13 protein-coding genes are annotated in these 11,171 nt (G+C 75.1%); 6 read left to right on the top strand and 7 right to left on the bottom strand.

Going from position 1 to position 11,171, the window contains the following annotated elements:
- Window positions 1–42: 42 nt before the first annotated feature.
- From eutC to ACFUUZ_RS19180, 3 genes are all read right to left on the bottom strand, one after another.
- Window positions 43–804, bottom strand: a complete 762-nt coding sequence (gene eutC, locus ACFUUZ_RS19190) for an ethanolamine ammonia-lyase subunit EutC (RefSeq protein WP_378697943.1) — start codon at window positions 802–804, stop codon at window positions 43–45.
- Window positions 801–2,213, bottom strand: coding sequence for an ethanolamine ammonia-lyase subunit EutB (locus ACFUUZ_RS19185; RefSeq protein WP_378697941.1), 1,413 nt, complete (start codon window positions 2,211–2,213; stop codon window positions 801–803). The genes eutC and ACFUUZ_RS19185 overlap by 4 nt, the downstream gene beginning before the upstream one ends.
- Before the next feature lie 75 nt (window positions 2,214–2,288).
- Window positions 2,289–2,507, bottom strand: a complete 219-nt coding sequence (locus ACFUUZ_RS19180) for a hypothetical protein (protein WP_378697939.1) — start codon at window positions 2,505–2,507, stop codon at window positions 2,289–2,291.
- A gap of 69 nt (window positions 2,508–2,576) precedes the next feature.
- Here ACFUUZ_RS19180 and ACFUUZ_RS19175 point away from each other — a divergent pair, with 69 nt between their 5' ends.
- Window positions 2,577–3,299, top strand: a complete 723-nt coding sequence (locus tag ACFUUZ_RS19175; RefSeq protein ID WP_378697937.1) for a rhomboid-like protein — start codon at window positions 2,577–2,579, stop codon at window positions 3,297–3,299.
- A gap of 28 nt (window positions 3,300–3,327) precedes the next feature.
- Here the strand turns inward: ACFUUZ_RS19175 and ACFUUZ_RS19170 are convergent, their stop codons facing one another.
- Both ACFUUZ_RS19170 and ACFUUZ_RS19165 read right to left on the bottom strand, forming a co-directional pair.
- Window positions 3,328–4,512, bottom strand: a complete 1,185-nt coding sequence (locus tag ACFUUZ_RS19170) for a cation:proton antiporter (RefSeq protein WP_378697935.1) — start codon at window positions 4,510–4,512, stop codon at window positions 3,328–3,330.
- Window positions 4,513–4,515: 3 nt separating this feature from the next.
- Complete coding sequence (locus ACFUUZ_RS19165) at window positions 4,516–4,998, bottom strand: cation:proton antiporter regulatory subunit (protein WP_378697933.1); 483 nt, start codon at window positions 4,996–4,998, stop codon at window positions 4,516–4,518.
- Between the two features lie 134 nt (window positions 4,999–5,132).
- On the opposite strand from ACFUUZ_RS19165, the gene ACFUUZ_RS19160 reads away from it, so the two are divergent.
- Both ACFUUZ_RS19160 and ACFUUZ_RS19155 read left to right on the top strand, forming a co-directional pair.
- Window positions 5,133–6,380 (top strand): sensor histidine kinase, encoded by a 1,248-nt coding sequence (locus tag ACFUUZ_RS19160; RefSeq protein WP_378697931.1) that lies wholly within the window; start codon window positions 5,133–5,135, stop codon window positions 6,378–6,380.
- Window positions 6,381–6,382: 2 nt separating this feature from the next.
- A complete protein-coding gene (locus ACFUUZ_RS19155) occupies window positions 6,383–7,021 on the top strand; it encodes a response regulator (RefSeq protein WP_378697952.1) in 639 nt (212 codons plus the stop codon).
- On the opposite strand, the gene ACFUUZ_RS19150 is transcribed toward ACFUUZ_RS19155, so the two are convergent.
- A complete protein-coding gene (locus tag ACFUUZ_RS19150; RefSeq protein ID WP_378697928.1) occupies window positions 7,018–7,377 on the bottom strand; it encodes a DUF952 domain-containing protein in 360 nt (119 codons plus the stop codon). The genes ACFUUZ_RS19155 and ACFUUZ_RS19150 overlap by 4 nt on opposite strands.
- Window positions 7,378–7,650: 273 nt before the next feature.
- On the opposite strand from ACFUUZ_RS19150, the gene ACFUUZ_RS19145 reads away from it, so the two are divergent.
- Window positions 7,651–7,845 (top strand): hypothetical protein, encoded by a 195-nt coding sequence (locus ACFUUZ_RS19145; RefSeq protein WP_030521621.1) that lies wholly within the window; start codon window positions 7,651–7,653, stop codon window positions 7,843–7,845.
- 96 nt (window positions 7,846–7,941) lie between these two features.
- Here ACFUUZ_RS19145 and ACFUUZ_RS19140 read toward each other — a convergent pair whose 3' ends face one another.
- The gene (locus tag ACFUUZ_RS19140; RefSeq protein ID WP_378697925.1) at window positions 7,942–8,685 is read right to left on the bottom strand and encodes a TetR/AcrR family transcriptional regulator; all 744 of its coding nucleotides are present in this window, start codon (window positions 8,683–8,685) and stop codon (window positions 7,942–7,944) included.
- A gap of 111 nt (window positions 8,686–8,796) precedes the next feature.
- On the opposite strand from ACFUUZ_RS19140, the gene ACFUUZ_RS19135 reads away from it, so the two are divergent.
- Both ACFUUZ_RS19135 and ACFUUZ_RS19130 read left to right on the top strand, forming a co-directional pair.
- Complete coding sequence (locus ACFUUZ_RS19135; RefSeq protein ID WP_378697950.1) at window positions 8,797–10,524, top strand: DEAD/DEAH box helicase; 1,728 nt, start codon at window positions 8,797–8,799, stop codon at window positions 10,522–10,524.
- Window positions 10,524–11,078 carry a hypothetical protein gene (locus ACFUUZ_RS19130; RefSeq protein WP_378697923.1) on the top strand — a complete coding sequence of 185 codons (555 nt, stop codon included), beginning with the start codon at window positions 10,524–10,526 and terminating at the stop codon, window positions 11,076–11,078. The genes ACFUUZ_RS19135 and ACFUUZ_RS19130 overlap by 1 nt, the downstream gene beginning before the upstream one ends.
- Window positions 11,079–11,171: the final 93 nt, after the last annotated feature.

The raw sequence follows: 11,171 nt of genomic DNA, 5'->3' as shown, positions 1-11,171 counted from the left end.
AGGCCCCACGGTGTTCGCCGTGGGGCCTTCCGCGTGTCCGGGTCAGCCCAGCTCGGCCCGGTCCGCGGCGTCGAGCGGCAGCGAGTCGTCCTTGAGGTCGACGCCGGAGCGGCCGAGCGCCCGCGCGCCCTCGATCAGGGCGGCGGTGATCTGCGCGGCGCGGTCGTAGCCGAGGCCGTCCGGCGGGTGGATGTTGGACAGGCAGTTGCGTTCGGCGTCGGTGCGGCCGGGGCGCGGGTGGTGCGTGAGGTAGATGCCGAGGCTGTCGGCGGTCGAGAGGCCGGGGCGCTCGCCGATCAGCAGGACCAGGGTGGTGACGCCGAGCGCGGCGCCGATGTGGTCGCCGAGCGCCACCCTGGCCTGGGTGGCGACGACCGGCGGGGCAACGGTGAGCGCGGGGGGCAGCCGCTTCGCCAGCGCTTCGAGCGTGGCCGGGCCGTGCTCTGCGACGGCGAAGGCGGAGAGGCCGTCCGCGAGGACGAAACCCACGTCGTACGAGCCGTTCTCGTCCCCGGAGCCGGGGAGCTCCGAGCCGGGGAGCCTGCCGAGGTCGGGGCGGCGCAGGTACTCGGCGCGGTCGCGGGCCCGGCTGGTGACCACGGCGGCCTCGCCGAGGCCGCGGGCGGCGAGGTCGGCGGTGACGGCGTCGGTGTCCAACGCGGCGTGCACGGCGTCGCGGGCGACCGAGTGCGCGGCGCGGAACTCCAGCACCCGCTCGGTCGGCAGCGCGTCGCCCGCCCGGCCCAGCCCGATCCGCGCCCTGGTGCTGCCGCGCAGCGCGGCCCAGAAGTCCGGCGCGCTCATCGCGGAGCCGCCAGCGCGCGCAGCGGCGAGGAGCCCGCGTCGACCGGGAGGATGCGGCCGCCCGCGTCGATCATGCCGAGCCCGTGCAGCCAGGTCTCGAACTCCGGCGCGGGGCGCAGCCCGAGCACCCGCCTGGCGTACAGCACGTCGTGGAAGCTCAGGCTCTGGTAGCCGAGCATCACGTCGTCGGCGCCCGGCACCGCGATCACGAAGGCGGTGCCCGCCGCGCCGAGCAGGGTGAGCAGGGTGTCCATGTCGTCCTGGTCGGCCTCGGCGTGGTTGGTGTAGCAGACGTCGACGCCCATCGGCAGGCCGAGCAGCTTGCCGCAGAAGTGGTCCTCCAGCCCGGCCCGGACGATCTGCTTGCCGTCGTAGAGGTACTCCGGGCCGATGAAGCCGACCACGGTGTTCACCAGCAGCGGGTCCAGCTCGCGCGCGACGGCGTAGGCGCGGGCCTCCAGCGTCTGCTGGTCGACCGGGCGGCCGCCGGTGCCGAGGTGCGCGCCCGCCGAGAGCGCCGAGCCCTGTCCGGTCTCCAGGTACATGACATTGCCGCCGACGGTGCCGCGGCCCAGCGCGCGCGCCGCCGCCGCGCCCTCGCGCAGCAGCGCCAGGTCGACCCCGAAACTCCGGTTGGCGCCCTCGGTCCCGGCCACCGACTGGAAGACCAGGTCCACCGGGGCGCCGGTCTCGATCAGCCGGAGCGTGGTGGTGATGTGCGCGAGCACGCAGGACTGCACGGGGATGTCGAAGCGGGTGCGGACGTCGTCCAGCAGCCGGAGCAGCTCGCCCGCGGCGCGCGGGGAGTCGGTGGCCGGGTTGATGCCGATCACCGCGTCGCCGCAGCCGAGCAGCAGCCCGTCCAGCACCGCGGCGGCGATGCCGCGGGGGTCGTCGGTGGGGTGGTTCGGCTGCAGCCGGGTGGCCAGCGTGCCCGGCGTGCCGATGGTGGTGCGGAAGGCGCTGGTCACCTCCGCGGCGGCGGCGACCGCGATCAGGTCCTGGTTGCGCATGAGTTTGGAGACCGCGGCGACCAGCTCCGGGGTGAGGCCGGGGGCGAGCGCGCGCAGCGTGGCCGCGGCGGTGTCGGTGGCGGCGACGGTGAGCAGGTGGTCGCGCAGCCCGCCGACGGTGAGCCCGGCGATCGGGGCGAAGGCGGCGCGGTCGTGCCGCTCCAGGATCAGCCGGGTGACCTCGTCGGACTCGGGCGGGACGACGGGCTCGTCCAGGATGGTGGTGAGCGGGACGTCGGCGAGCGCCCACTGCGCGGCGGCGCGCTCGGCGTCGGACTCCGCGGCGCAGCCCGCGAGCTCGTCCCCGCTGCGCCGCGGCGAGGCCTTGGCCAGCAGCTCCACCAGCCCGTCGAAGCGGTAGCCGGTGCCGCGCAGCGGCTGCGTGAAGGTGGTCACTCCTCGCTCCCTCCTCCCGGCCCTGCACCGGGTGGTCCCGATTCTCGGCCGTCGGTGTTGCCGCGGCGTTACGGGTCAGCGACGGCGGCAGACCACCGCGACGATCCGGTCGCCGAGCGATTCCGCGACGTAGAAGTGGTCGCCGCCCGCCGCGGCCGCGGCCCTGGCGATCTCCTCGACGGCGCGGTGGATGTCGCTGTGGCCGTACCGGTTCAGCGCCAGCTCGACGGTGCCGACGGGCTCGTAGCCGGTGAGGTCGGCCCGCTGGATCTCGACTGCCCTGGTGCGCCGCATTCCGTCAGGGTAGCCCCGGCACCGGCGCGCGCGAGCGGATTCCGAGCGGGGCTGCGGCAGACTGGTCCGGTGCCCGACTCGCCGCCAGCACCGTGGTTGCGCACCCTGGACGCGGCCGACTGCGTGCGGGCGGTCGGCGCGTGGCTGCGCGCTCCCGGGCTGCCGCGCCGGATCGGCCCGGCGCTGCGGGCGCACCTCGCGGCCGCTCCCGCGAGCACCGCCTACGTCTTCACGCTGCTGGTCACCTGGTGGACGCTGCGCGGGCTGGGCCCGGAGGCCGAGCGGGCGCTGATCCTCTCCGCCTCGACCAACCTGCGCAACATGGAGGAGAACCCGATCCAGGTGCTGGTGGCGTCGGCGTTCTGGACCGAGGGCGGCTTCCCGTACTGGGTGCTGCCGCAGTTCCTGCTGGTCACGGCGTTCGCCGAGCGCAGGCTCGGGACCGCGCGCTGGATCGCGCTCTTCGCGATCGGGCACGTGGGGGCGACGCTGCTCACCGTCACCGCCATCTCCTACGGCATCGACCGCGGCGTCATCCCGTACCGGGTGGCGGTGGCGCCCGACGTCGGCAGCAGCTACGGGGCGACGGCGATCATGGCGGCGATGGCGTTCCTCTTCCGCGGCGGGCTGCGGCTGGTCTGGGCCGGGACGCTGGTCGCCGTGCTGGCGGCGGCCTACTGGATCGGGCCGACCTTCACCGACTACGGGCACCTGTGCGCCGCCGGTATCGGCCTCGTCGCCGGTGCGGGGGGCAGTGCCTTCCAGCGCCGACGCGCCCGGCGCGCGCCCTGATGAGCACGGGCCGGACACGTTCGCGAATTCACACGCCGAGGGCGGCGGCGGGCGGGGGGCGGTGCAGCAGCGCGTACGCGGGCTCGGCGAGCCGCGCCGCGATCGGCCCGATCACCGCCATGAGCAGGACGTAGGCCGAGGCCAGCGCGGCGAGTTCGGTGGCGGCGGTGCCGATCCCGATGGCGAGCCCGGCGATCACCACGGAGAACTCGCCGCGCGCCACCAGCGCCGCCCCCGCCCTGGCCCGCCCCGGCGGCCGGATTCCCTGGCGGCCCGCCGCCCACCACCCGGTCGCCACCTTGGTCACCGTGCTGACGACCGCCAGCGCCACCGCCCAGCCGAGCACCGGCGGGATCGTCGCCGGGTCGGTGTTCAACCCGAACGCCACGAAGAAGATGGCGGCGAAGAGATCCCGCAGCGGCTCCAGCAGCTTCACCGCCTGCCGCGCGGTCGCCCCGGAGATGGCGATGCCGAGCAGGAACGCCCCGACCGCCGCCGAGACGTGCAGCGCGGACGCCACCCCGGCCACCAGCAGCGCGGCCCCGAGCAGCTCGAGCAGGAACACCTCGCGGTCGTCGCTGGCCAGCAGCGCCGAGACCTGCCGCCCGTAGCGCAGCGCGAGCAGCAGCACCACGGTGACGCAGGCCAGCGCGGTGCCGAGCGCACGCAACCCGCTGAGGACGCTCAACCCGGCCAGCACGGTGGTCAGGATCGGCAGGTACACCGCCATCGCCAGGTCCTCGAAGACCAGCACGGAGAGCACCACCGGGGTCTCCCGGTTGCCGAGCCTGCCCAGGTCGGCGAGGACCTTGGCGACGATCCCGGAGGACGAGATGTAGGTGACCCCGGCCATGGTGATGGCGCCGGTGGCGCCCCAGCCGAGCAGCAGCGCCACCACCGCGCCCGGCGTGGCATTGGCGACCAGGTCGACCAGCCCGGCGGGCCAGGAGCGGCGCAACCCGGTGACCAGCTCCGGCGCGGTGTACTCCAGCCCGAGCAGCAACAGCAGCAGCACGACGCCGATCTCGGCGGCCAGGTGGCCGAAGTCGTTGGCCGCGCTGAGCTCCGCGAACCCGCCCTGCCCGAAGGCGAGCCCGCCGAGCAGGTAGAGCGGGATCGGCGACATCCCGGCGCGCCCGGCCACCCGGCCCAGCAGACCGAGGACGAACAGCACCGCACCGAGCTCGAGCAACGCGAGCGCGGTGCCGTCCATCGGCTATCCGTGCGTGAGGATCTTCGCGGCCGCGTCGAGCCCCTCGGGCGTTCCGACGACCACGAGCAGGTCGTCGGCACCGAAGGTGAAGTCGGGGCCGGGTGAGGGGTAGACCTGCCCCGCTCGCATCACGGCGACGATCGACGCCTTGGTGCGGGTGCGCATGCCGGTCTCCCCCAGCGAGCGGCCCTCGTACGGGGAGTCCGCCTGGATCGGCAGCTGCCTGGTCAGGATGCCGGGCATGTCGCGGTGATCCTCGCGCAGCTGGGCGACGAGCTGCGGCGCACCGAGCAGGTTGGCCAGCACCGCCGCCTCGTCCGCCGAGAGCGGGATCTCGGCGGCGCAGGCGTCCGGGTCGTCCAGCTTGGAGACGATCAGGTCGATGCCGCCGTCGCGGTGGTCGACCACCCCGATCCGGCGGCCGGACCGGGCCTGGAAGTCCTTGCGCACCCCGATCCCGGGCAGCGCGGTGACATCGACGTTCACGGGTTCCAGCGTAGACCTGCCGACGGCGCTCGGTCATACGGACCGTCCGGCTCGTCCGTTCGGCGGATTCCCCGCGCGCGCAGCTGTGCTGAGATGGGAACTCGGAGCACGACCCGATCCGGACGGAGTGGCTGGTGCGGCTGCACAGAGCGGGGGAAACGCGGGGGCGCACGACCATCCGGCGCCGCTGGGAGGCGATGACGCCCGCGACGCGGGACACCGCGGTCGCGGTCACCACCTGCCTGATCGGCACCGCGCTGCTCGTCTCCGGGCTCTACCCGTTCACGCCCGCGGCCACCGAGGCGCCGCTCGCCTGGCGCTTCGGGCTGGTGCTGCTGCTCTGCGCGGCCTCGCTGCTGCGCCGCCGGGCGCCGATCGCCGCGCTGCTCTTCGGGCTGATCCCGCTGGGGGTCGACCTGGCGCTCGGCCCCACCATCCCGGTCTGGCTCATCTACTCCGACCTGATCTACGCGGCGGTGCTGTACGCCCGGCGGGAGCGCGCCTGGGTCGTCGTCGTCGCCTGCGGCGGGCTGGCGCTGCTGCTCATCGCGGCGACCGCGGTGCTCACCCGCGACCTGCGCGCGACGGCGGTCGCGGCCACCCTCGCCTTCGCCTTCGTCGCGACGCCGGTCTGGTGGGGCTCCTCGGTGCGCCAGCACCAGGAGATCGCCGACACCGCACGGGCGCGGGCGGCGGCGCAGCAGCGGGTGGCCGAGCTGGACCGGATGGCGGCCGTCGCCGACGAGCGCCGCACCATGGCCCGCGACCTGCACGACGTCGTGGCCGGGCAGCTCTCCGCCATCGCCATCCAGTCCGAGGCGGCGCTCGGCATGCTGGCCAGGGGGCAGGCCGACCCCGCGCTGGCGGGCATCGTCGGCTCGATCCGGGAGCACAGCGTCGACGCGCTGCGGGAGATGCGCACCATGATCGGGTTGCTCGGCCGGGACGACGGCGGCGCCGACGACCGGACCGCCCCCGGCGGCCTCGAGCAGCTGCCCCGGCTGGTGGCGACCGTGCGCGCCGCCGGACTCGCGATCGCGCTCGACGACCGCCGCCCGGCCGGCGCGCTGCCCGCCGCGGTGGACCAGGCCGCCTTCCGCATCGCGCAGGAGGCGCTGACCAATGCCATGAAGCACGCCGCCGGTGCGCCGGTGCGGATCGAGCTGGCGGCCGACCCGGCGGCGCTGCGGCTGCTGGTGCGCAACCCGCTGCCGCCCGGCGGCCCCGCGCCGACCGGGACCACCCCGCGCGGCCTGCTCAACATGCGCGAGCGGGCCGCCGCGCTCGGCGGGCACCTCGACGCCGGACCGGACGGCGACCACTGGGAGGTGCGCGCCGAACTCCCGCTGCGCACCGCCGCGGCAGCGGGGATCGGGCGGTGACCGTGCCGACGCGGCTGCTGATCGCCGACGACCACGGCGCGATCCGGGCCGGGCTGCGGATGATCCTGGCCGCCGAGCCCGATCTGGAGGTGGTCGGCGAGGCCGCGGACGGCGAGGTCGCGGTGGCGCAGGCGCGCGCGCTGCGCCCGGACGTGGTGCTCATGGACATCCGGATGCCCGGCATGGACGGCATCAGCGCCACCGAGCGGATCACCGCCGACGGCAGCGCCAGGGTGCTCGTGCTGACCACCTTCGACCTGGACGACTACGTCTTCGGCGCGCTGCGCGCCGGGGCGGCGGGCTTCGTGCTCAAGTCCGCCTCCGGGCCTGCGCTGGTGCGGGCGGTGCGCGCGGTCGCCGCCGGGGACGGCGTGCTCGCCCCTGAGGTCACCCGCAGCGTGATCGCCGCCGCGGCCGCGAGCGGCGGCGCGGGGACCGCCGAGCCGCCCGGGCTGGCCGAGCTCACCGAGCGCGAGCGCGAGGTGCTGGCCTGCCTCGGCGACGGCCTGTCGAACGCGGAGATCGCGGCCCGGCTCTTCATCGGCGAGACCACGGTGAAGACGCACGTCTCCCGGGTACTGACGAAGCTCGGCGTGCGCTCCCGCGTGCAGGCCGCCATCGTCGCGCGCGGCGTGCGCTAACGCGCGAGCGGCGCGAAGACGCCCGCGTCGTCCGGCCGGTACTCGTCGATCGCGGTCACCGCGCCCGCGGGCAGCGGGCCGTAGAGGTGCGGGAAGAGCATGGACTCCGGGTCGGTGGGGACCCCCGGCTCCCACTGCACCGGTGCGCCGAGCCGCGCCGGGTCGATCCGGAGCAGCACGAGATCCCGTCGGCCGGAGAACAATCGGTTGGCGGGCAGGTGCACCTGCCGCGGGGTGGAGAGGTGCACGAACCCGACCGCGTCCAGCGAGGCCGGGCGCAGCTCCCCCGACCTCCGCGCCGCCAGCCATTCCGCCAGCGTGCAGAGGTGAACCAGGGTGTGAGTGTCATAGGTCACGGGTAGTCTCCCGATAGACAACTGGATCGGACTGTTCGAGTACGGGATTCACGTGCGTTCGGACGCGGAGCGGGAGTGTTCGCCCACGGCGGAAACCCCTGGTCGTGTTATCGAAAACACATCGGATACTCACCGGGAACAAACCCCGGGCCCCGAACGTCTGTCAGAGTAGTCATACCACTGCTGGGAAGTAGCGGATGTGAGCCCGCGGAGTGACCACGGGCCCGACACCAGGTGAACGGACTGTGTGCCGGAAGCCAGGACGGAGGAGTCATGCCAGGAACCCTGACCAGCACCCCACTGACCGCGGTCGATCGCTGCGACCGGTGCGGGGCGGCTGCCCGAGTGCGTGCCGTTCTGCCCGCGGGTGGAGAGTTGCTCTTCTGCCAGCACCACGCGAACGAGCACATGGAGCGCCTGCGCGAGCTGGACGCCGTGATCGACACGGAATCCGCTCCCGCTCTGTAGACCCCGTCCTCGCGTCCGACACAACAGCATCCGACAATAGAATCCGCGACAGCGGGCGATCCCCTCCGGATCGCCCGCTGTTCTGGTTTCCGGAGGTCACGGCCGCTTTCCGCGCAGCAGGATGCCCTCGACGAGCACGTTCAGGCCGTACTCGAAGTCACCGTCCGGGTCGCCCGGCGCCTGGTACCGCTCCCCCACCGCCGCCCCGACCCGCGCCGCCGTCGGGAACTCGCGCTCCGGCATGACGGCGGCGAGCAGCGGGCCGTGCGCCGCCCACCAGGCCGCGTCGTCCCCGGCCCGGCGCGCGGCCACCGCCGTCCCCGCGTTGCCGGTGGCGAACTCGGTCAGCACGCGCACCGCGCGGTCCGTGGCGACATCGTCGAGGCCGAGCCCGGCCAGTGCGCTCAGGTGCCGGTCGTAGCGGCGCAGCCTGCCCGGGCCGAGCACCAGGCGCCACGGGGAGACCTCCAGCAGCCAGGGGTGCGCGAGCAGCTCGGCGCGCACCTGGCGGGCCACCGCGGCGAGGCGCGCGCGGGGGGCGGCGTCCGGGAGCGGGGCGTCCGCGGCGGCGAGCTCGTCCACCATGGCGGCGATCAGCTCGTCCTTGCCCGGGACGTAGGTGTACAGGCTCATGGGGCGCAGCCCGAGCTCGGCGGCGACCGCGCGGATGGAGACCCCGGCCAGGCCGTCCCGGTCGGCCAGCGCGATCGCGGCGGCGATCACCGCGTCCACGTCCACCGCGGGGCGGGGGCCGCGGGCGGTGCGGCGCGGAGGGAGGTGGCGCCGCCACAGCAGGGCCACGAGGCGCCGGGCGCGCTCGTCGGCGGTCGGCTCGGCCACGGCACCCCTTTCCGGGAACAAATCCCGTACGGTGTACGTTGTCGATTTCTCGTACACCATACGTTGTTCTTCGAGAGGGGTCGTACCCTGTCCGCACTGCAGGCCACCTATCTGCCCGACCGGCACCTCGTCGCGCTGTGGACCCGCTCCGGCGCGCCGCCGGACGTCGGGGAGCGGGAGACGCTGCCGCTCGTGCTGCCGGGACCGGACGGCCTCGCGGTCACCGAGGTCGACTGCGCGCTGCTGACCCCGGACGAGTTCACCGCGGGCGCGCGGACCGGTGCGCCCTCCTACGCGGCCCTGGCCGCCGCGCTCGCCGATCCGGCGTGCACCCCGGCGCTGCCGCCCGCGGCGCACGCCGTGCCCAATGCCACCGGCACCGCGGTCCTGGCCCCGGAGCGCGCGCTGGCCGTCGCCAGGGAGACCGCCGCCGTCACGGCGCGGCTGGCGGGCCGGTTGCGGGCCGACCTGCGGCCGTACCAGGCGCGCGGCATCGGCTGGCTGCACGAGACGGTCGCGGCGCACGGCGGGGCGATCCTGGCGGACGAGATGGGGCTGGGCAAGACGGTGCAGGCCATCGGCTTCCTGGCCGACCGGGCGGCGGGCCCCGCCCTCGTGGTGGCGCCGACCTCGCTGGTGGGCAACTGGATTCACGAGATCGGCCGCTTCGCCCCTGAGCTGACGGCGCGCGCGTGGCGCGGCGGGGCACCGGTGGCCGAGCCGGGCACGGTGCTGGTCACCGGTTACCCAACGCTCCGGCTGCACCACCGCAGGCTGACCGGATTATGCTGGGAGACCGTCGTTTTCGACGAGGCGCAGGCGCTCAAGAATCCGCGCACGCAGGTGGCGGCGGCGGCGCGCGGGCTGGAGACCGCGGCGCGGGTCGCGCTCACCGGCACCCCGGTGGAGAACGACCTGGACGAACTCTGGGCGCTGCTGCACCTGGTGGCGCCGCGGCTCTTCGCGCACCGCAGCCAGTTCCGGCGGCGCTACGCCAAACCCATCGCCGAGGGCGACGCGGGCGCGGCCGCCCGGCTGCGCGACGCCATCGAGCCGGTGCTGCTGGCCCGCCGCAAGACCCAGGTGGCGGTCGGGCTGCCCGCCAAGATCCACACCGACCTGCTCTGCGACCTCACCGCCGAGCAGGCGGCGCTCTACGACCGGGTGCTGGCCGAGGCCGCGGACACCGGGTTCGGCACCGGGCTGCAGCGGCACGGCCGGGTGCTGGCGGCGCTCACCGCGCTCAAGCAGGTCTGCGACCACCCCGGGCTGCTCACCGGCGACCTGGCCGAGATCGCGGGCCGCTCCGGCAAGATCGACCTCTGCACCGACATCGTGGCGGCCAACCTGGCCAACGATGCCCCCACCCTGCTCTTCACCCAGTACCGCGGCGCGGGCGAGCTGCTGGTCCGGCACTTCGCCGAGACCTTCGGGCTCGCCGTCCCCTTCCTGCACGGCGGGCTCGACCGCGCCGCCAGGGCCGCGATCGTGCGCGACTTCCAGCACCGGGACGGCCCGCCGGTGCTGGTGCTGAGCCTGCGCGCGGCGGGCACCGGGCTCACCCTGACCCGCGCCGCCGACGTGGTGCACGTCGACCGCTGGTGGAACCCGGCGGTGGAGGCCCAGGCCACCGACCGGGTGCACCGGATCGGGCAGACCCGGACGGTCACCGTCACCACGCTCACCACCGCCACCACCGTGGAGGAGCACATCGCCCGGCTGCACGACCGCAAGGCGGCACTCACCGACCTCGGCGACAGCGCGGGGATCGCGGCGCTGGCCAGGCTGGACGACGCCGGGCTGATGGCGATCCTGCGCCGGTCCAGGGAGGCGGAGTGATGGCGGAGAACGAGTTCGGGTACACCCGGTGGGGCATGGACTGGGTGCGGCTCGCCGAGCCGCTGCGCAGCACCCGGCCGGAGCCGCTGCTGCCCCGCGCGCGCAGCATCGCGCGCAACGGCGGGGTGCGGGCCGTGATCGACGGCCGGGTGGTGCGGGCCACCATCCAGCGCGGCGGCCAGGCGTCGGTGACGCACCTCGAGGTGGCGGCGCCCGGCCGGGACGCCCGCGCCGCCGTGGCCGGGCTGGTGCCCGACCCCGCGCTGCTCGGTGACGACGCGCACGCGGCGCTGCGCGCGGCCGGGATCGACCCGGCCCCGGTGCTCGCCGCCACCGACTGCTCCTGCGCCGCCAGGAAGGAGCGCTGCGTGCACCTGCTCGCGCTCTGCTACGAGCTGGCCAGGCAGGTCGACGCCGACCCCGCGCTGGCGCTTCGGGTCGGCGGCTTCCTCGACCCCGCGTCCGGCGAGCCGGAGGACGTCGCCGCGGCACCACGCCGCTGGATCCCGCTCGACGCGATGGACGCCGAAGGCTGGTTCGACGCGCCGCCGTGAGCACCGCCGGGTACCGGTGCGCCGGACCTCACGTGCCGAGACGGTGTCCCTCCGGCGGTACCGGCGCGACCATCGCTACCGCGGCCGCCTTGC

Source organism: Nocardia sp. NPDC057353, from assembly GCF_042667085.1.
In the GTDB taxonomy this organism is placed as follows: domain Bacteria; phylum Actinomycetota; class Actinomycetes; order Mycobacteriales; family Mycobacteriaceae; genus Nocardia.
This window is presented reverse-complemented; position numbering and strand designations above follow the sequence as displayed.

Bases quoted from the DNA above. Each gene is read 5' to 3' on its own strand.
- ACFUUZ_RS19130 (WP_378697923.1), top strand. From the start codon at position 10,524: ATGGCGGAGAACGAGTTCGGGTACACCCGGTGGGGCATGGACTGGGTG.
- ACFUUZ_RS19180 (WP_378697939.1), bottom strand. From the start codon at position 2,507: ATGCGGCGCACCAGGGCAGTCGAGATCCAGCGGGCCGACCTCACCGGC.
- ACFUUZ_RS19170 (WP_378697935.1), bottom strand. From the start codon at position 4,512: ATGGACGGCACCGCGCTCGCGTTGCTCGAGCTCGGTGCGGTGCTGTTC.
- ACFUUZ_RS19145 (WP_030521621.1), top strand. From the start codon at position 7,651: ATGCCAGGAACCCTGACCAGCACCCCACTGACCGCGGTCGATCGCTGC.
- eutC (WP_378697943.1), bottom strand. From the start codon at position 804: ATGAGCGCGCCGGACTTCTGGGCCGCGCTGCGCGGCAGCACCAGGGCG.